The sequence below is a fragment of the Streptomyces sp. NPDC029836 genome, from assembly GCF_055574495.1.
Window position 1 is genome coordinate 103599 of the sequence record NZ_JBVHZI010000006.1, and the last position, 17279, is coordinate 120877.

At 72.1% G+C, this 17279-nt stretch carries 22 protein-coding genes and 1 pseudogene; 16 read left to right on the forward strand and 7 right to left on the reverse strand.

All coding sequences use genetic code 11. From position 1 onward, the window contains the following. Positions 1 to 65: 65 nt before the first annotated feature. From ACZ4XJ_RS19050 to ACZ4XJ_RS19080, 7 genes and pseudogenes are all read right to left on the reverse strand, one after another. Positions 66 to 623 carry a TetR/AcrR family transcriptional regulator gene (locus ACZ4XJ_RS19050; RefSeq protein ID WP_362875980.1) on the reverse strand — a complete coding sequence of 186 codons (558 nt, stop codon included), beginning with the start codon at positions 621 to 623 and terminating at the stop codon, positions 66 to 68. Positions 624 to 694: 71 nt separating this feature from the next. After that, positions 695 to 1531 carry an RNA polymerase sigma factor WhiG gene (whiG, locus tag ACZ4XJ_RS19055; RefSeq protein WP_362875901.1) on the reverse strand — a complete coding sequence of 279 codons (837 nt, stop codon included), beginning with the start codon at positions 1529 to 1531 and terminating at the stop codon, positions 695 to 697. Between the two features lie 209 nt (positions 1532 to 1740). Further along, on the reverse strand, positions 1741 to 3012 hold the full coding sequence (gene dprA / locus ACZ4XJ_RS19060; RefSeq protein ID WP_468496969.1) for a DNA-processing protein DprA: 1272 nt from the start codon (positions 3010 to 3012) through the stop codon (positions 1741 to 1743). A gap of 38 nt (positions 3013 to 3050) precedes the next feature. Continuing rightward, positions 3051 to 3695 (reverse strand): annotated as a pseudogene (locus tag ACZ4XJ_RS19065) (ATP-binding protein); the annotation flags it as partial. A 50-nt stretch (positions 3696 to 3745) separates the two neighbouring features. Next, on the reverse strand, positions 3746 to 5392 hold the full coding sequence (locus tag ACZ4XJ_RS19070; RefSeq protein ID WP_468496804.1) for a recombinase family protein: 1647 nt from the start codon (positions 5390 to 5392) through the stop codon (positions 3746 to 3748). A 29-nt stretch (positions 5393 to 5421) separates the two neighbouring features. Further along, entirely contained in the window at positions 5422 to 5769 is a 348-nt protein-coding gene (locus tag ACZ4XJ_RS19075) for a hypothetical protein (RefSeq protein WP_468496805.1), read from the reverse strand. Positions 5770 to 5800: 31 nt separating this feature from the next. Then, positions 5801 to 6235 carry a helix-turn-helix domain-containing protein gene (locus ACZ4XJ_RS19080; protein WP_468496806.1) on the reverse strand — a complete coding sequence of 145 codons (435 nt, stop codon included), beginning with the start codon at positions 6233 to 6235 and terminating at the stop codon, positions 5801 to 5803. 341 nt (positions 6236 to 6576) lie between these two features. On the opposite strand from ACZ4XJ_RS19080, the gene ACZ4XJ_RS19085 reads away from it, so the two are divergent. The 16 genes from ACZ4XJ_RS19085 (at position 6577) to ACZ4XJ_RS19160 (ending at position 17085) form a co-directional block, all read left to right on the forward strand. Next, positions 6577 to 6789 (forward strand): helix-turn-helix domain-containing protein, encoded by a 213-nt coding sequence (locus ACZ4XJ_RS19085; RefSeq protein WP_468496807.1) that lies wholly within the window; start codon positions 6577 to 6579, stop codon positions 6787 to 6789. Beyond that, on the forward strand, positions 6786 to 6986 hold the full coding sequence (locus ACZ4XJ_RS19090) for a hypothetical protein (RefSeq protein WP_468496808.1): 201 nt from the start codon (positions 6786 to 6788) through the stop codon (positions 6984 to 6986). Before ACZ4XJ_RS19085 ends, ACZ4XJ_RS19090 begins: the two co-directional genes overlap by 4 nt. Before the next feature lie 19 nt (positions 6987 to 7005). Further along, complete coding sequence (locus ACZ4XJ_RS19095; protein ID WP_468496809.1) at positions 7006 to 7374, forward strand: hypothetical protein; 369 nt, start codon at positions 7006 to 7008, stop codon at positions 7372 to 7374. Continuing rightward, positions 7371 to 8573: a recombinase RecT gene (locus ACZ4XJ_RS19100; RefSeq protein ID WP_468496810.1), complete on the forward strand. Its 1203-nt coding sequence runs from the start codon at positions 7371 to 7373 to the stop codon at positions 8571 to 8573. The genes ACZ4XJ_RS19095 and ACZ4XJ_RS19100 overlap by 4 nt, the downstream gene beginning before the upstream one ends. Continuing rightward, positions 8570 to 9184 carry a hypothetical protein gene (locus ACZ4XJ_RS19105; RefSeq protein ID WP_468496811.1) on the forward strand — a complete coding sequence of 205 codons (615 nt, stop codon included), beginning with the start codon at positions 8570 to 8572 and terminating at the stop codon, positions 9182 to 9184. Before ACZ4XJ_RS19100 ends, ACZ4XJ_RS19105 begins: the two co-directional genes overlap by 4 nt. A 718-nt stretch (positions 9185 to 9902) precedes the next feature. Next, positions 9903 to 10286, forward strand: coding sequence for a hypothetical protein (locus ACZ4XJ_RS19110; RefSeq protein ID WP_468496812.1), 384 nt, complete (start codon positions 9903 to 9905; stop codon positions 10284 to 10286). Continuing rightward, complete coding sequence (locus ACZ4XJ_RS19115; RefSeq protein WP_468496813.1) at positions 10283 to 10984, forward strand: zinc finger domain-containing protein; 702 nt, start codon at positions 10283 to 10285, stop codon at positions 10982 to 10984. The genes ACZ4XJ_RS19110 and ACZ4XJ_RS19115 overlap by 4 nt, the downstream gene beginning before the upstream one ends. Positions 10985 to 11242: 258 nt before the next feature. Beyond that, positions 11243 to 11716 (forward strand): single-stranded DNA-binding protein, encoded by a 474-nt coding sequence (locus tag ACZ4XJ_RS19120; protein ID WP_468496814.1) that lies wholly within the window; start codon positions 11243 to 11245, stop codon positions 11714 to 11716. A 68-nt stretch (positions 11717 to 11784) separates the two neighbouring features. Continuing rightward, on the forward strand, positions 11785 to 12306 hold the full coding sequence (locus ACZ4XJ_RS19125; protein ID WP_468496815.1) for a hypothetical protein: 522 nt from the start codon (positions 11785 to 11787) through the stop codon (positions 12304 to 12306). After that, positions 12303 to 12536, forward strand: coding sequence for a hypothetical protein (locus ACZ4XJ_RS19130; RefSeq protein ID WP_468496816.1), 234 nt, complete (start codon positions 12303 to 12305; stop codon positions 12534 to 12536). Before ACZ4XJ_RS19125 ends, ACZ4XJ_RS19130 begins: the two co-directional genes overlap by 4 nt. Then, a complete protein-coding gene (locus ACZ4XJ_RS19135; RefSeq protein ID WP_468496817.1) occupies positions 12533 to 12856 on the forward strand; it encodes a hypothetical protein in 324 nt (107 codons plus the stop codon). The genes ACZ4XJ_RS19130 and ACZ4XJ_RS19135 overlap by 4 nt, the downstream gene beginning before the upstream one ends. Then, positions 12853 to 13077 carry a hypothetical protein gene (locus tag ACZ4XJ_RS19140; RefSeq protein WP_468496818.1) on the forward strand — a complete coding sequence of 75 codons (225 nt, stop codon included), beginning with the start codon at positions 12853 to 12855 and terminating at the stop codon, positions 13075 to 13077. The genes ACZ4XJ_RS19135 and ACZ4XJ_RS19140 overlap by 4 nt, the downstream gene beginning before the upstream one ends. Before the next feature lie 14 nt (positions 13078 to 13091). After that, positions 13092 to 13961, forward strand: a complete 870-nt coding sequence (locus tag ACZ4XJ_RS19145) for a hypothetical protein (protein WP_468496819.1) — start codon at positions 13092 to 13094, stop codon at positions 13959 to 13961. A 131-nt stretch (positions 13962 to 14092) separates the two neighbouring features. Next, positions 14093 to 15808, forward strand: coding sequence for a hypothetical protein (locus ACZ4XJ_RS19150; RefSeq protein WP_468496820.1), 1716 nt, complete (start codon positions 14093 to 14095; stop codon positions 15806 to 15808). Between the two features lie 60 nt (positions 15809 to 15868). Then, positions 15869 to 16651 carry a hypothetical protein gene (locus ACZ4XJ_RS19155; protein WP_468496821.1) on the forward strand — a complete coding sequence of 261 codons (783 nt, stop codon included), beginning with the start codon at positions 15869 to 15871 and terminating at the stop codon, positions 16649 to 16651. 80 nt (positions 16652 to 16731) lie between these two features. Then, entirely contained in the window at positions 16732 to 17085 is a 354-nt protein-coding gene (locus ACZ4XJ_RS19160; RefSeq protein WP_468496822.1) for a hypothetical protein, read from the forward strand. Positions 17086 to 17279: the final 194 nt, after the last annotated feature.

The following is a 17279-nucleotide window of genomic DNA, read 5'->3' on the forward strand; positions in this document are numbered from 1 at the left end:
GTGGGAGCTCCGCGTCGGCCGGCGGCTCAAGGGCCGCCGACCCGGGCACGAGCCGGTCCGGGACCTCAGCCGCGGACGCCCCGGAGGGCCATGGCGACGGCGGCTTCGGTGACCACGACCGGGTCCTCCGCGGCGCCGAGTTCGATACGACGCACCGCCGCGTCGACGACGCCCTGCAACAGCATCGCGGCCAGTCGCGGCTCGCTCTGCCCCAGCGCCGCCAGGGCCTCCACGATCATCGCCACCAGGCCGCCGTGTGCGGCACGGATCTTCTCGCGCGCGCCCGCGTCGAGCTCGCTCGCGGAGATCGCCACCACCGCCCGGTGCCGCCGGTCCCCGACCAACCCCAGCTGGCTGCGCACGTACGCCTCGATCTTCGCCTCCGGCGTCTGCGCCGACTCCATCGCGGCCTCGATCTCGGCCGCCCAGACGGGGAAGTCCACGGCGCACAACTCTTCGACGACCGCCGCGCGCGACCGGAAGTACTCGTACACGGAGGACCGGGCGAGGCCGGTGCGTTCCGCGAGGGCGGGGAAGGTCAGCGCTTCCGTCCCGCCTTCGGACAGCAGGGAGCGAGCGGCGTCCAAGAGGGCGCCGCGCTGCATCGACCGGTGCTCGGCCACGGAGGCCGCTCGAATCCTGGGCACGTGACCACTCTACGGAGGTTCCGAGGGGTCATCACGGGCTGTTCGGCTCAGCGGCCGACATCGGCCAGCTTCGCGCGCAGCTGGAGGACCGATTTGGTGTGGATCTGGCTGACCCGGCTCTCGGTGACGCCCAGGACGTTGCCGATCTCGGCGAGGGTGAGGCCCTCGTAGTAGTAGAGGGTCACCACCGTCTTCTCCCGCTCGGGCAGGGTGTTGATGGCGCGGGCGAGCAACCGCCGCAGCTCCCGGTCCTCGGCCACCGCCACCGGGTTGTCGGCGGCGTGGTCCTCCAGGGTGTCCATCAGGGAGAGCCGGTCACCGCCCTCGCCCCCGACGTGCAGCAACTCCTCCAGGGCCACCACGTTGGCCAGCGACAACTGGCTGAACACCGTGTGGAGTTCCTCCACCGCGATGCCCATCTCCGCCGCGACCTCACCCTCGGAGGGGGTGCGCCGCAACTGGGCCTCCAGCGTGGCGTACGCGCGCTCCACGGCCCGCGCCTTCTGCCGCACGGAGCGCGGGATCCAGTCCAGTGCCCGCAGTTCGTCGATCATCGCGCCGCGGATCCGGGTGATCGCGTACGTCTCGAACTTGATGGAACGCTCGATGTCGAACTTCTCGATGGCGTCGATCAGGCCGAAGACCCCGGAGGAGACGAAGTCTGCCTGCTCCACGTTGGGCGGCAGGCCCACGCTGACCCGGCCCGCCACGTACTTCACCAGCGGCGAGTAGTGCAGGATCAGCTGCTCCCGCAGCCGCTCGTCACCCGAGTCCTTGTATGAGCGCCAGAGGACCTCCAGGGACGAGGGCGCGGTGGACCGCACGCTGCCACGAGCAGCGGGGGGCACAGCGGCGCGGTCGGACCCTGAGGTGTGCTGGGGCATGCTTCGCCTTTGCCGGAGCGGGATTCCTTGGGAGCGTAGCGTGACGGAAGTGTCGCGGTGCGCGAAGAGTACGGGATGACGCGGGGCCGTATGGGCGCCCGGACTCGCGCGGGCGGCCCGGGACCGGCGCCCTGCGCTCGGCCCCGGCGGCTGGCACCGGGAAGACCGCGTCTCTCATCGCCGTCACTCTTTCACCGGAACGCCCCAGGTCAACGACCGCCTCGCCGGGTGGCTTCCGATTGCACCCCCGCTCCCGGCCCACGCCTGGTCAACTGCCATGCGTCGCCCTGCCGTTCGACGAACCCCAGGGAGTGAAGTTCGTACAGTCTGCCGATGACTTCATCGGTGCCGGTGCCCGCGGCGAGGGAGATCGCGTCGAGGTCCGCGGGCCGGCCGGCGGGCAGGGCTTCGAGCACCCGTGCGGTGTCGCGGTCCAGGAGGTCGCGGGCGAACACCGGGCCGCGTCGCTCGGGCGCCAGTTCCCCGATGGCGCCGACCAGTTCGACGACCTCGGCGGCGTCCGTCACCAGCAGGGCCTCACCGCGCAGGAGTTCGTGCACCCCGCCCGACAGTCCGCTGGTCGCGGGGCCGGGGACGCCCATGGTCAGGCGGCCGAGTTGTTGGGCCCGCCGGGCCGTGACCAGGGAGCCGCTGCGGTGCGCCGCCTCCACGACGACGGTGCCCCGGGTGAGGGCGGCGATGACCCGGTTGCGCAGCACGAACCTGCTCGGCGTGGGATGGCTGCCCGGCGGCAGTTCGCCGAGGACGAGCCCTTGGCCGGAGATCCGCCCGAGCAACTCGGCGTGTCCGCGCGGGTAGGCCACGTCCACCCCGCAGGCCAGTACCGCCGCCGTGGCTCCGCCCGCGGCGAGCGCGCCCCTGTGGGCAGCGGCGTCGATGCCGTACGCCGCGCCGGACACCACGACCCAGCCCCGTTCGGCGAGTCCCGCCGCCAGGTTCTGCGCCATGTGCGCCCCGTACGGGGTGCAGGCGCGGGCTCCGACGACGGCGACCGAACGCAGGGCCCAGGTCCGTAGGTTGGGCCTGCCGCGCAGCCACAGGCCAACGGGCCGCGCGTCGCCCAGGTCGTCGAGTTGGGTCGGCCACTCCGGGGAGCCGGGGCAGACGAACCTGCAGTCGGCCGCCGCGGCCTGCGCGAGATCCCGCCGGGGATCGGCGGCGGCGGCCCGTCTGCGGTATCCCGCGAGCCGCTCCGGTCCGACTCCCGTCAGGACGGCGGCCTGCGGCCCCGGGCCGGTCAGCAGTCGCATCAGCCCGACGGCGCCCCGGTCCCGGAGCCAGCGCCCGCCGCGCTCGTCCCCGGGCTCCAGGACCCGGGTCAGCGCGGCCCGGGCCAGCCGTTCGGCGTCCGGCCCATCCGGCCCATCCGGCCCGGGGAGCCCGTTCGCCCCGCCCGGGCCGGGGAGCCCGTCCAACTCGTCGGGCCCGTTCGGCCCGCGCAGCCCGTCAGGCCCGCGCAGCCCGCCCGTCCCCCGGCCCCCCTCCCGCCCGTCGGCGCTCACGACGCCACCTCCGCGGCGAGTACCGCGCCACGGGGGATCCCGGTGCGCAGCTCCAGCGCGGCGGCCACGTCCAGCGCGTCGGGCCGGTCCCGGCCCCGCAGGTCGGCCACGGTCCAGGCGACCCGCAGCACCCGGTCGAGCCCCCGGGCGGTGAGCAGCCCGCGTTCCATGTCCCGCTCGGCCGCCGCGAGGGCGCCCGGTCCGGCGGGCCAACGGGTGCGCAACTCGTGCCCGGGGACTTCGCTGTTGAGCTTCCACGGCGTCTCGGCGAGCCGGCCGGCGGCCCGCTCACGGGCCTCCCTGACCCGGTCGCCGACGGCCGCGCTGCTCTCGCCCCTGCCGCCCCGGCCGAGGAGGTCGGAGCGGGTGACCGGCTCGACCCGGACCCGCAGGTCCACCCGGTCGAGCAGGGGACCGGAGAGCCGGGCCTGGTAGCGCCGCACCACCGAGGCGGGGCATTCGCAGCCGGATCCGAGCGCCGTGTGCCTCCCGCAGGGACAGGGGTTGGCCGCGAGCACCAGCAGGAACCTGGCCGGCAGCCGTACGACTCCGGCGGCCCTGGCGATGACCACGTGCCCCGCCTCCAGAGGCTGGCGCAGGGCGTCCAGGGCCTTGGTGCTGAACTCGGCGGCCTCGTCGAGAGATGAGACGTGTAAAACGAGTGGCTACGACTAGTGAACAAGTTGTCCTACTACTGGGAGTGCTCGGTCCACGGGTCCGGCTCCCATACGGGGTGCACGGTGACCACGGTCTGACCGCTACCCTCCAGGCCCTTTTTCCCCTTGGCCCCGCGCGTGAGAACGACACGTCGGACCAGCGATCGCAGGATGCCGTTCTTCTCTGCGTGCTCGAACGAGTCCCACTCTTCGAGCAGGCCCACGGCGAGCGGAATCAGCTGGGCTCGGGCGGGGGCTGCTGCTGCCACTGCCAGCGCTTCCAACGCTTCGGCGGCGGCGGCCTTCTGCTTGACAAGACGTTCCCGCGCGGCCTCGAAGACGCCGTCCGGGTATGCCTCCGGGTTCATGGCCCGGTCTACGGCGAGATTGGTAAGCGCCGTGGTCGTACGGGTGTGCTCCGCTTCCAGCCGCGCACGGTCCCGAGCATCACGCAATGCCGAATTGTCCGGCGCGGTCGGCACGGGGGCGGGCGGGGCGTTGTCCACGTGGTCGGCCGCTTCACGGGCGAGCCACGCGCGTACCTCGTCCTCCGCTATGTACCGCTGGACCCATACGGGGTTATCGCAGGCGCCGTTGCGGCTCTGGCCACACATCAGGGCATAGCCGAGGATCTGCCCCTCCTTGCGGCGTGCCGACGTGGCGCCGGCTCCTCCCCTACAGTGGCCGCATCGGGCAAGCCCGGTCAGTGGGTAGGTGGGATTCCGGGCCCGCGGCGCCATACTCCGCCGTTCGGCGACGTGGGCCTCAAATCGCTCCCATGTCTCCGGGGTGATGATCGCCTCGTGTGCACCGTCGATGTGCACCCATCGAGTGCACCGGCCGCCGTTGGCGGTGTAGTCGCATCGGCAATCCGGGTGATGGATGCGAAGCAGGCCAGCGGCGAACCCAGCGAGCATGTAGCTGCGCAGGCTGTCGTCCCGCCACGGGTTCCCGTCCCCTGTCCGGTAGCCCTGCTGGTTGAGCCAGATCGCGAGACTGCCGTACCCGTCGGGGGCCGGCTGGCCCATCCCGAGCTTGCGCGCGTACAACTCCTCTATGTGCAGGCGTGCGTTTTCGTCGATCTCGTACCGCTCCTGTTGCACCATCCACTGTCCGGGGTCGGTGGGGTGCGGGATGCGGCGGGGGTGCCAGATGTAGCCCAGGCGTTTGCCGCCGGTGGCGGGTAGGCCGTGGGCTCGCCGCCATTGGTGGGTTTCCTTCCACTGCTCTCCGGCGCGGTCGCTTTCGAACGTGGCGAGGTCGAAGAGGATCCGCCGGTTGAAGCGACCGACAGCGGTTCGCGCATCGACGTCTTCGGTGGCGGATATGAGTTCGCCGCCCGCTGTTTCGACCCGGGCGAGGTTGACCGCGATGCCCATGTCGTTGCGGCCGAACCGGCTGAACTTCCAGACGACGATGCCATTGGCTTCGCCAGCCTCGACTCGCCGGATGCATCCCATGATCTTGCGTTTGAAGTTGCGGCCGGTGACGTCGGGGTCTTCGACGTATTCGATGACGCGGCATCCGGTGCGCCGTTCCCATGCCTGGATGGCGGTGCGCTGGAGATCAAGACTGATCTTGTCCTCGCGCCACGTGGATACGCGCAGGTAGGCGAGCCAATTGGCTTCGCCCTCGGGGGGAGGTGCCCCCCGGAATGTGTGGGGTGTGTTGAGGCTTCTCACTGTTCCTTCTGGCTGGTGGGCCCCTCTGCCTACTTCGGCGAGGGGTCTGCGGACAGGTGGTCAGGTGCGTCCTGTGCGGGGGCGCCCTGGCCGTCGATGTCCGGGGAAGGGGTAACGAGCAGGCCGCGACCTGCGTGGTTGAGTCCAAGCCGGTAGCCGTCCCAGTGCTTCGCGGCGGCGGCCGTGTCGGCATGCTGCCGCGCGCGGATGCTGCGGGTGATGTGCACGAGCGCTAGAACTCCGAAGGCCGATCGGATCACCATGCAGTTGCGCCCGGGGCGCGGGTTACTGCGGACTCCCTGAACGACCAGGGCGACGCTGCCCAGGAGGGTCGCGCCGGCTGCGGCGGCGGCGAACTGTTCGCGGGTGATCATCATGGCGGTGACGGCCTTTCGGTGGTGCTGTGCGCTACTGCGGGGGCGCGTGGGGCTGTTGGGTTGGCGGCTCGGTAGCGCGCAGGCCCCTGACTGTGCGGTCGAAGGCGGCGATGCCTTCGGGGCTGGTGATGCCGAGTTCTGCGGCGGCCTGCTCTGTGGTGAGTGGTTCGGGTGCCACGTGGCGCAGGGCGTCGAGGTCTTGTTGTTGGATCACGCCGGCTCTTACGAGCAGTTCCGGCAGGGGAACGCGCAGCGCGACCGACAGGGTCATAAGGGTGCGTACGTCGGCCGCGCCCTCAGCTCGAAGTGTTCTGGATAGCGTCGCCTGGCTGAGGCCGGAGTCCTTCGCGAATCGGCGTTGCGCGCCGATTCCGGTGTACCCGCGTCGCTCCATCATCGTTCTGAGCCAGGCGACGAAGGTGGCGGGGGTGTGCACCGCAGGGTGCACGTCGGGATCTTGTGTCATGCGTGAAATGTATCGCGCGTGAAACGTGGGCATGGCAAAAACAGACGACGAGCATAGCCCGGATCCCCCCTCAGCCTGCGGAACGACGAATTCCGGGTCTCGGCCAACTCGAACGCTCTTTCGAACAGAGCATACGACCCCACGCCGACACTGTCACCTGCGTAACTGTGCGTACACGGTACGGAGCCGAAAACGCCCTTACTGACCGGTTACGTCCAATTTTGGATCTTAGTTTCGAGACCAAACAGTTGCACGCTCTACGGATTTCGCACGTGAAACAAACGTGCTACGTTCCATCCATGGATCAAAACCAACGAGTTCGATTCACGGAAGGAATCGCCATGTCTCACGTCTCCGCCGCCCTGCTCTCCGCAGCGCACAACCGGGGTGACCACACCACCGCCGACATGGCACGCCGCATGGGTGTGTCCTACCTGGCCGCATACCGGTGGGCCACCGGCCGCACCACGCCCGGCCCTGCTGGCCTGGCCGCCATCGAGCGCGCCTACGGCCTGACCTCCGCCACCCTGCTCGCCCGGCGGGCCGCCGCATGAGCGACGTGATCAGCCGCGAGCAGGCGTTCATCAACGCCCGCCGCGTCCTCGACATCGCTCGGGACCGTCGCGACCGCGACCGCGCCGCCGGGCGCCTCGACCCCGCCGCCGAACTGGTCCTCCGCCGGATCGAACGCCGCCAAGCCGCCGAGCGCGCCGCCCAGGCCGCCGCCGCTCCGCTGCCTTCGGCAGCCTGAACAGCAGAAAGGGACGGCTTTGCTTCCCGTATATGCCTCCGGCAACGAAATCCGCATCGCGGTCGCCGACCGCTTCGAGCCCCTGCTCGACGACCTTGCCGCCGCGTACGCCGAAGATCCCATCGGTATCGGCTACCTGCTCGCCGCGCACGCCGCCCACGTCGACGCCCTCGACTTCGCCCAGTGCTCGCCGGACATGCCCGAGTACGAGCGGTGCATGCGCGCCGCCCAGGCCGACGCCACCCGCGAGGCCCTACTCGACGAGCTGCCCAGCGTCCCGCAAGTCGACGTGCTGCTCAGCCCGGATGACGCGATCACGTACGCCACCCGCCTTACCAAGCTCGCCGCCAGCACCCGCCACGCCAAGAACAGGACCCCCCGCACATGACCGTGACCACTCTCCCCGTCGCTCACACCCCGGCCGCGTTCGCCCCCGTACAGCGCGGCGGCGCCCTCTCCCTCTCCCACATGAGCCCGTACGAGGCGTGGCAGTTCTGCGAGTCCCTGGCGGCTACCCCGCTCCTCCCGGACGCCTACCGCAAGCAGCCGGCATCCGTCCTGTGGGCAATGGAGTACGGCCGCGCACTCGGCCTCGACGTCGTCACCACCATCACCACCATTCACGTGATCAAGGGCAAGCCGACCCAGTCCGCCGACCTGATGCTCGGCCGCGCCCGCACCGCCGGCCACCGCGTCCGCATCAAGTCGGAGCGCGAACGGTGCGAGGTCCGCATCATGCGGCACGACGACCCCGACGACGAGACCGTCATCGAGTGGACCCTCGACGACGCCGTCACCGCCGGTTTGTGCGAGCTGCGCAACGGCCGCCCCTACTCACGCGACCAGAAGAACCAGCCCCAGCCGTGGGAGAAGTACCCCCGCGCCATGCTCCGCAGCCGCGCCATAGCCGAGGCCGTGCGCTCCGCCTGCCCCGAGGTCCTGCACGGCGCCATCTACACCCCTGAGGAACTGGGCGAAGTCGTCGACCAGGAAGGCAACCCGGTCATCGTCGAGCGTGCCACCGCGCCCGTCCGCCAGGAGGCCACGGTCATCCAGCGGCCCGCCGAGGAGGCACCCGCCGGCCCCGCCCGCGACTACCTCGCCGAAGCCTTCGCCACCACCGACGAGGCCGCCCTCGCCGCGATCGTCGACGCCGCCCGCCAGCAGGGCGCGCCCGGCCCGTACCTGTCGCAGCTCGACGACATCCTCGAAGCACACGGGGCGCACGACGTCACCGCCGTCCGAAAGCTGTACGACGCGGCGCAGATCGCCGGGGCCGACCGCGAGCACCTCGCCCGCCTCGCCACCATCGGGGGAACCAAGCCGGGCGCCAGGCAGCAGGACACCCCGGCCGAAGGCGTTCCGCACTCCGCATCCGCCGAGGGCGCCGTGCCTGCTTCCGCCGTCACCTCGGAGCAGGCCGCCGCCGACGCCGAGCAGCGGCTCAGGCTCGCCGCTAGCCGGGCGCACCTGGTCACCCTCGACGCCGATTTCGAGCGCGTCTACGGCCTGCCCGTCGAGCAGGCCACCGCGGCCCAGCTCGACCAGTTCCGCGCCCAGATCGAGGCCGCCGGGGGTGCGCGATGACGGTCACCGAGAAGAAGGTCGAGGCGCCCGACCCGGTACACCTTGCCGCCGTCCTGCGCCGCCGCCAGGCGATGCGGGCCCAGCTCGACCAAGCCGAAGTCCTGTACGAGGACGTCAACCGCGAGGCCGGGAAGCTGCTCGACCAGCAGTACCAGGCCACCCGCAGCACGAAGGCCGACGTCACGCTCGACGACGACACGAAGTTCGCCAACGTGACCCGTGTCGGGGGCGAGGCGGAAGCGCAGGTCATCGACCGCGAGGCGTTCGCCGCGTGGGTGCGCGACACCTACCCCGACCACTGGAGTTACCGAATCGTCCCGGCGCGGACCGAGACCGTCGTCGACGAGACGTTCGCCGCCGCCGTCCTGGCCGCCGTCGATGCGGCGGGATCTCCTCAGTACTCCGACACGACGTCGGGCCTGGTTCATGACGTGCCGGGCGTGATGATCAAGCCGACCCGCAGCCGCTACTACCGGTGGACGTTCACCCGCGCATCGAAGCGTCAGCCGCTCGACGGGCGCGAGTTGGTCGCCAACGCCGTACAGGCAGGGCAACTGGACCTCGACACGCCCCTCGCCATCGAGGCCGCGCCCGCCGAGGCCGAGCAGTGAGCATCCGTCGGGGCAGAAACGATCCTCCGCCGTCCTGCGAGCACGGCAACCCCACCTGTGGCGCCGCGCCCGCCCGGCCCTACCCGTGCGGCTTCCGGTGCGACGCGCACCAGCCCGCCCGTACCCGCCCGTACTGACTCCCGCGCCCTCCCCGGGGCGAGGCCGGCCCCCGTGCCCCTCGCCCCGGGCGCCCCACCCCGAAGGAGCCCCACCCGTGACCCTCGACGCTCAAGCTTGGGTGTGGAATCACAGCCGCTCGCGCGGGAACGTACGAGTGGTCATGCTCGCCGTAGCCGACGCCACGACCGACGACACGGCCACCGTGCGCATGGGCACGACCGAGCTGGTCCGCCGGGTAAACGGAGCCCGCTCAACCGTTCAGGCCGCCGTCGACGCCGCCCTCAAGTCGGGCGAGCTGGTCATCGACCAGCCTGCCGCCGGAAGCCGCGCCGCCCGCTACAAGATCCCCGGAGCCGTCGGGTACCGCCGCCCTACCGGCCCGAATCCCGGGCCCCAACCGGTCGAGGCTCAGGAGCCCGGATTTCGGGCCGCTAGCACCTACCGGCCCGAAACTCAGGCCCCTACGGCTCCCCCTACCGGCCCGGAATCCGGGCCCCTGGCCCAGGACCCCGAAGACGCTTTGTGGTCCGAGAACCGGGCCCCTACTGGCCCGGAATCCGGGCCCCATCACTCATCCATAGATGGAGTGAATGAAGGAGTGAGGGAAGGAGCGCCCACCAGCGTCCCGCCGGACTTCGCCCGGGACCTGGTCGACAAGATCACCGCCGCCCAGGTCTACCCCGCATGGGACCTGCGCCCCGGCGAGTGGTTCCAGGTCGACGCCCTGCTCAAGCGGTCCGGGGTCGACATGCTCGCCGCCGTCGCCGTCAAAGCCGCCAGCAAGCGCGATGTCTCCCACGCCCGGTACTTCCTGCGGGCATGGCTCAACCTCCCGCCGGCCGCCGCACCCGGCACCATCCCGCCGCCCCGCACCGGAGCCGACGTGATCCCCCTCGCCGGTCCCCGCAGGGGCAAGGCCGCCAACGCCGCCGCCATGTTCGCCACCGCCGCCGGAATTACCCCCCAGGAGCACCACCGATGAACCGCACCGAAGTCGGCGCCCTGCTCGCCTACGCCGTCCGCCTCGACCCCCGCCTCGCCCCCGAGGACCAGGCCGCCGCCGACGAACGGCTCGACCAGTGGGCCGAACTGCTCGCCGACGTCCCGCCGACCGCCCCGCACCCCGATGGCCGCCACTGGCATGCCGGACACGTCGTCAAGCAGTACATAGCCACCAACCCCTACCGCATCCAGCCGAGCGACATCGGGAGCAAGTGGGCCGCGTTCCGCCGCGACACCCTCGGACGGCACACCGACCCCGTCCCGGCGGTCGACCCCGACGACGCTCCGGCCTACCGGGCCGCTCTGGCCGGCACTCGCCGAGCCGTCGCCATCGGGCAGGCCGCGCCCGCCGTCTACCGTGAGTTGACCGGAGGCAGCACCCGCGAGGAGCGCAACGAGTTCGCCGCCGCCCGCCTCGCCGCACTCGGCGAGTACATGCCCCGCACGGTGAAAGCCCAGCTTGCCCCGCTCCGCCGTCGCCGCGCCGAGCGGGAGCGCCTCGCCACGGACGGACTGCCCGACCCGCTCGGCGTGCCGTGCCCGTACGAGACGTGCCGGGCGCGCGCCGGTCACCCCTGCCGGGGAGGCGGGAAGAAGCGGCACGAGCGGGAAACCCCCCACCCGTCCCGTGTGGACGCCGCGACCGCGCAGCAGAACGCCCAGCAGGCCGCAGCGTGAACCGGGCCCCGCGCGACCAGCCGGCGCCCGCCGAAGACCCCGACGAGGACGAGCCGAGCCCGTACGCACGGCTCATGACCCAGGGCCCGACCGCATCGGACCACCGCGGCCGTCTACGTGGCCGCCACGTCGTGAATGGTCGTGGGATCCGATGACCCCCAGGGTCAACTCGCAGGACAGCGCATCCCCATATCGACTACGTTCCACGTACGATTCAGAACCAGTGTTTCTGATCCATGCACGAAAGAAGACTCATCCGTGTCAGGCGAAACCCTCGTGACCGTCATCGGCAACCTCGTCGACGAGCCCGAACTCAATTTCACCCAGGGCGGCGCCGCCGTCGCCAAGTTCCGCATCGCGTCCACCCCGCGCACCTTCGACCGCCAGGCGAACGAGTGGAAGGACGGCGAGAGCCTGTTCCTGACCTGCTCCGTATGGCGCCAGGCCGCCGAGAACGTCGCCGAGAGCCTCACCCGAGGAATGCGCGTCATCGTGTACGGCCGACTCCGCCAGCGCACGTACGAGACCACGGACGGCAGCAAGCGGACCGTGTTCGAGCTGGACGTCGAAGAGGTCGGCCCCAGCCTCAAAACCGCCACCGCCACCGTCACCAAGGGCGGCGCCACCGGCAACGCCGCCCAAGCCCGCCAGCAACCCCAGAACGGCGGATACAGCCAGCAGCCCGCCCACAACCCATGGGCCACACAGACAGGCGCCCAGCCCCCGTTCTAGGCCCTCGCCGCGACCGGTCCGCGCGACCGGTCGCGGCCCCTCCCGCGCGCACGAGCGTGGTGTTCATCGTGTCCGTGTTCACCGACGTGCCGCAGACCACCCCGGACCAGGAGACCCAACCCGTGACCCGCATACCCGACGCCGTCGCCGTCGCCTCGCTCGACACCCACCGCCTGATCCTCACCCTTCCCAACACCGGCCCGGCCGACGTCCGCTCGAACCTCGCCCGCCCCACCGTCGCCGCCATCCTCCGCCAGCTCGCCGACGAACTCGCCGACGAGCAGCCCCTCGCCGCCCACCCCGGCGAAGCCCTCGCGATCCTCACCCAACGACTCACCACCCGCCACCACCCCACCGAGGCCGCCCGGCACGCCGCCGACGTCCTCGCCCACCACACCCGCGAGCTGTCCAACATGCTCGCCACCGCCCTCGACCAGGCCGCGCCCGTCGTCGAACCCACCGTCGGCCGGCACCTCGTGTCGATGCTCCGCAGCCACGCCGTCCGCCTCGACAGCGTCCCGCGTACGGGCGTCGACGACCTGCTCGACCGCATCGAGGGACGCCTCACCCGCCGCCGGACGAAGCGATGAGCAACGACACCGCCCTCGCCCTGGCCGCCGCCGTCGCCGCGGCCCCGCTGGTCGTCTGGGCCGCGCGCCTCGCCCCCCGCCGCCGCGCCCGCTTTGCCCGCCAGGAGCGCGCCGCCCGCGCCCGCGCCGACCGCGAACTGTGGCGCCTCATCCGCACCAAGTGCACCAACCCCGGACAGTGCCCCACCTGCACCGCCCACGCCCACCGCGCCGAAGGGACCGCCCAGTGAGCCGCCGCACCATGGCCGACCGCCGCCGAGCCGCCGCCCACCGCGACGCCCGCCGCGAGTCCCTGCTCGTACTGCTCGACCGGGCGCAGCGAGGCACCCCCCTGACCCCCGACGAGGCCACCCTCTTGCGCGAACACGTCACCGCGGAATGGTCCGAGTCCGACGAGCTACGCCGCACCGTCGCAGGCGCGCAGAACGCCGTACAGCGCGCCCAGGAACGGACCCGCGCCGCCGAGGCCGCCATCGTCGAGGCCGAGCAGGAAGCCGCCCGCCTCGCCGCTGATCGGGTTCATGAACCCGGTGAAGTACGGGTTCCGTGACCGAGCAGCCGGCACCCGTCGACCCCGACCGCGTACGCGCCGCCGTCGCGGAACTCCGGGCCGCCCTCGACGCATGGGCCGCAGCCGTCGCACCCCTCGTACGGGACGCCGCGCAGCAGCTCGCCACCGCCCTCGACCACGCCCACCAGGCCCCGCCCGCACCGCGCGCCCGTCCGGCGTGGCGCTCCCCGTACGGGCCCGCCCGCAGCCGCCGCAAGTAGGAGAGCACCGCACCGTGACCACGCCCGCTTACGCCACCCTCGACGAGCGCGCCCCGTCCCCCACCGCCCACCGCGCCGCCGATGACCTGCTCGCCATCCGAGAGCAGTGGGGCGACCTGCTCGCCGCCATCGCCCGCCGCCCGGCCGCCGAGTGGCCGCCCCGCGACTCCCGCGCGTACATCGACGGGCACCTCGCCGACCAGGGCGACGAGGACGAGCACCAGGACGATGAGCCCACCATCGGGCGCACCCCGTTGACGTTGCGCCAGCACCCCGCGCCCGTGAACCTCGACGCCCTCGACGCCGCCCTCGACGTCGAAGCCGAGCTGTTCGACCTCGCCGACCAGCTCGCCGCCCAGGCGCAGCGCCCGGTGCGCACCGGCCGCGACGCGTACGGCAGGTTCGTCCGCGACGAGGCCGACGCAGCCGACCCCGCCCGCTGGACGTGCACGTACCACCGCGACGCCGGACCGGCCGCAGCCGTCGCCCCCGGCAGCCGCGCCCATGGGCTGCACTGGGCCGCCGTGTGGGTCGAGGGCCGGCTACTCGGCGAGGACATCGGCACCGGGCTGTTCCGGGCCGTGCCAGCGCGCGTCATCGACGAGGCCGCCGCCGTCGCCTCCCACGCCCGCCGGAAGGTCGAGCGGGCACTCGGCAGGGACGGGCGAACCACGGATCTGCCCGAGCCGTGTCCCTGGTGCGGGGGCGACCTCGCAGCGCGTACGCGGGCTGGGGGCGAGCCGTCGGTGACCTGCTCGACCGGTGACGAGGGATGCCCGGCACCCGCCGCCGTCGACCGGGGCCGGCGGGTGTGGCGGGGGCCCGAGTTGGCCGGGTTGGCCGTCGCGCTGCACGATGCGCGGCGCAGACCGGCGACCACCTAACCCAGCTACTGAAGTCACTTCACATGTCTTGTGAAGTGACTTCACTGCTGTTACGGTCGATCTTGTTGGGCCTTCCACCCCGACACCCCGGGCCTTCCACCCCGGACCACCACCACCACGGGAGACACCCCATGGACACCTACGCACACGGCTACGGCAACACCGGCCACTACGCCCGCCCCGGCACCCACACCAGCTACTGCGGCCGCGAACTCATGCACGAGCCGAACACCCCGATCGCGGCCCGCATCTGCAAGTCCTGCGCCAAGGCCGAGCAGGCCGACCGCGTCGCCGCCGAGGAAGTCGCCGCCGACCGCGCCATCGAGGGGCCCACCCTCGCCGAGCGCGCCGGGGTCCGGTACTGCGAGGTCGGCACCGGCCGCCGCGTCCACTACTCGAACAACGACGACACGCTCTGTGGGCGCGAGGTCAGCGAGTACAACGACGGGCCCACGGGTGGCCAGCAGCTTTGCGCCCGCTGCATCAAGGCCGCCGAGGCCCGCGCCTACGCCCGGTCGCTCGCCGCCGCATCGCCCCTGGCCGCCGCCGCCGTCGAGGTTGCCGAGATCGTCGAGGCCGTCGACCCGCGCGCCTTCCTGCGCGCCGCCGTCCTGAACGAGGGGGGCGAATGGAACGTCGAGCGCGTCACCGCCCTGTACGAGGCTGCGGGACTCGACGTCGACCGGAACACCCGTTGGGGCTTCCTGCTGATCCTCTGCGAGGCCGAGGGCCTGCTCGCCCCGTGCGACCAGCGCGGCACCTTTACCGCCATCCCGGCCGCCGAGCCCGAAGCACCCGTCGAGGCCGCGCCGGCCGACGTCGTCCGCGTGGCCGCGCGCGCCTTCCGCCGGGGTGGCAGCACCATCACGGAGATGATCACCACCGTTCACACCAACTGCGCGTGCAAGATCGGTAAGCGGACGCTGATCGGCACCTACTCGACGAAGGCCGCCGCCGACGCCGCCGCCGACGAGACCGCCCGCGACACCGGCCGCACGCCGACGTTCTGCATTCAGTCCCGGCCGCTGAACACCACCGCGGTTTCCCAGGCCGCCGACGAGGAGGCCGCCGCGTTCGCCACCGTCACCCGCGCCGCCGACGCCGTCGAGCACGCCGAGGAGATCGGCGCCGCTGTCTCCACCGTCGAGGACGCCGAAGCCCTCTACGCCGCCGCCCTGGCCACCGAGGCGGACGCCGACACGGGCACGTGGCGGGGCGAGTGGATCGGCGAGCAGCAGGCGACCGACACCCTGTTCGCCGTCGAGGGGCCCGTCGAGCAAGGCGCACTGTTCGGCGACGCCGCGCTCGCCGAGCAGCCCGAGAAGCTGGTCGTCCGTGCACGGTTCGCACCCGCCGCCGTCGAGCGCGTCAAGGCCAAGGCCGCCGCCGACCGCGCCGCGTGGCGCAGCGAGATGGACGCCCGCAAGGCCGCCGCGACCGCCCGCTACGGGACGCCCGAGCAGGCACCCGCCCGCCGCGTCGTCGAGGGCGTGATCGTCGAGCACATGGGCACCACCGAGGGCAGTACCCCCAGCCACGCCGCGCACCCGAACGTGCGCGCCGCTTGCGAGGCCCTGTCCGGTCTGGCCGTCGCCCGCCTCACCGACCGGCACGACGTGAGCGCGCCGGCCGAGGAGGAGCAGGCCGTACGCGGGTACATGGTCGAGCCGCGCGGGGGCCGGCGCGTGGCCGTGTACTGGCTCGAAGGCGGCCGGACGGTCCGGCATGACGACCCGTGGCACGGGGCGTCGCTGGACTGCCTCTCGTACCGCCTGACCACGCGCGGGTGGACCGTCGAGGACATGTATCCGTCCTCGCAATGCGTGTTCGCCTTCCCCCCCGAGTAGGCCCCCACCGCCCGCCCCACACCCGTGGGGCGGGCCCGACCACCACCAGGAGCAGCAGCCATGAGCGAAGACCAGCAGGGCCCCGACCTCAGCGAGTGGACCCACCCGGAGAAGCGCCCGACGGACGAGGCCGGGCAGCGCGCAGGCTCCGAGGGACTGGCCGCAGCCGAGGAGGTCACCATCTGGTGCAGCGAGGACATCATCAAGGCGGTTCGGGCCAGCCGACACAAGCGCGTGACACCGGAGCCGCAGGCGGCCGACCAGATCCGCGCGAAGATGTTGGAGCTGATCGTGGCCCACGAGGCGGACCAGGAACGCCACCGCGCCCAGCAGGAGGCCGCCCACGGCCTTACTGCGCTTGCCGAGCGGTACAGCTCCGCCAAGTCCGACCGGGAGCGCGACGACGTCGCCGAGCAGGCCGGCGGATCGCTCACCTTGGCTCAGGCCGGACTCATCCGCCGCTTGTCCAAAGCCCTTGAACAGGCGTTGCCGGGCGTGATCGTCGACGCGCACGTAGACGGGATGAGCGCCCCGGCCATCGCCCGGGAGATCTCGTGCAGCGCCCGCCACGCGTACCAGGTGATCAAGGACTACCCCTGGGAAGCGGTCTGGACCCTGCACCGCGCCACCGGTAACGACCAGTGGGAAGAAGTTGCGACCGAGGTGGTCGAGACGACCGAGACCGCCGAAGACCTCGCCAACCAGGTCATGGGGCAGCGGCTTACGGATGAACTCGCCCGCAGCGGGGCCCGCGTGCTCGTGTGGCGCACCGGAGACGGGAACGACCCGGACGAGGCACGCGGCGAGTGCCAGATTGAGGGCAGCACGCAGACCGACCACTGACCAACCCGCCCGAACAGCAATGCGGGCCCGGGGGATCTTCCACAACCGTCCCGGGCCCGACTCACCAAGGGAGACACCCCATGGCTACGCCCAACCCTACCGGCGCCCCGCGAACGGCCGCGCCGGCCATCGGCACCCGCACGTCTGTGCGCGTTGACCAAGCTCTGTCCGACGACCTCGCCGTACTTATGCGTCCCGGCGTCAACGCGTCCGACGCGATCCGGGCCGCCGTCGGACAGCTCGCCAACGTCTACCGGACCGCGTGGCATCACGGCGTCTGCCCGTCGGACACGGCACCGCGGATCCTCGCCTACCAGCTGTACGGGCAGGCCGCCACGGCGCCCGTGAGCAGCGCGTATGACGTCCGACAGCCCGCCCCCGGGGTGAGCCCGCATCTGCCCGCGCCGCCCTACGGGGCGCACGTCGCCTCCTGACTTGTGCGCCCCGTCGTCCGAGAGGCGGGGCGCGCCGTCCGACCGGTCGCGGCCTTGTACGCGCGCCCGTCCGACAAGGACTTGCGCCGTTACCTTTCCGTGACCTAAAGTTCGAGGCGACCCCGGCATGCCCGGAAACAGTCGCTCCACACCAGCGCCCCGCCACCTCCCCGGCGGGGCGCTTTTGTATGCCC

What these genes read in the sequence shown, in the direction of transcription:
- ACZ4XJ_RS19090 (WP_468496808.1), top strand. Translation starts at nt 6,786, where the DNA reads ATGAGCGACGTGATCAGCCGCGAGCAGGCGTTCATCAACGCCCGCCGC.
- ACZ4XJ_RS19130 (WP_468496816.1), top strand. Translation starts at nt 12,303, where the DNA reads ATGAGCAACGACACCGCCCTCGCCCTGGCCGCCGCCGTCGCCGCGGCC.
- ACZ4XJ_RS19105 (WP_468496811.1), top strand. Translation starts at nt 8,570, where the DNA reads ATGACGGTCACCGAGAAGAAGGTCGAGGCGCCCGACCCGGTACACCTT.
- ACZ4XJ_RS19160 (WP_468496822.1), top strand. Translation starts at nt 16,732, where the DNA reads ATGGCTACGCCCAACCCTACCGGCGCCCCGCGAACGGCCGCGCCGGCC.
- whiG (WP_362875901.1), bottom strand. Translation starts at nt 1,531, where the DNA reads ATGCCCCAGCACACCTCAGGGTCCGACCGCGCCGCTGTGCCCCCCGCT.
- ACZ4XJ_RS19150 (WP_468496820.1), top strand. Translation starts at nt 14,093, where the DNA reads ATGGACACCTACGCACACGGCTACGGCAACACCGGCCACTACGCCCGC.
- ACZ4XJ_RS19155 (WP_468496821.1), top strand. Translation starts at nt 15,869, where the DNA reads ATGAGCGAAGACCAGCAGGGCCCCGACCTCAGCGAGTGGACCCACCCG.
- ACZ4XJ_RS19075 (WP_468496805.1), bottom strand. Translation starts at nt 5,769, where the DNA reads ATGATGATCACCCGCGAACAGTTCGCCGCCGCCGCAGCCGGCGCGACC.
- ACZ4XJ_RS19100 (WP_468496810.1), top strand. Translation starts at nt 7,371, where the DNA reads ATGACCGTGACCACTCTCCCCGTCGCTCACACCCCGGCCGCGTTCGCC.
- ACZ4XJ_RS19115 (WP_468496813.1), top strand. Translation starts at nt 10,283, where the DNA reads ATGAACCGCACCGAAGTCGGCGCCCTGCTCGCCTACGCCGTCCGCCTC.
- ACZ4XJ_RS19080 (WP_468496806.1), bottom strand. Translation starts at nt 6,235, where the DNA reads ATGACACAAGATCCCGACGTGCACCCTGCGGTGCACACCCCCGCCACC.
- ACZ4XJ_RS19085 (WP_468496807.1), top strand. Translation starts at nt 6,577, where the DNA reads ATGTCTCACGTCTCCGCCGCCCTGCTCTCCGCAGCGCACAACCGGGGT.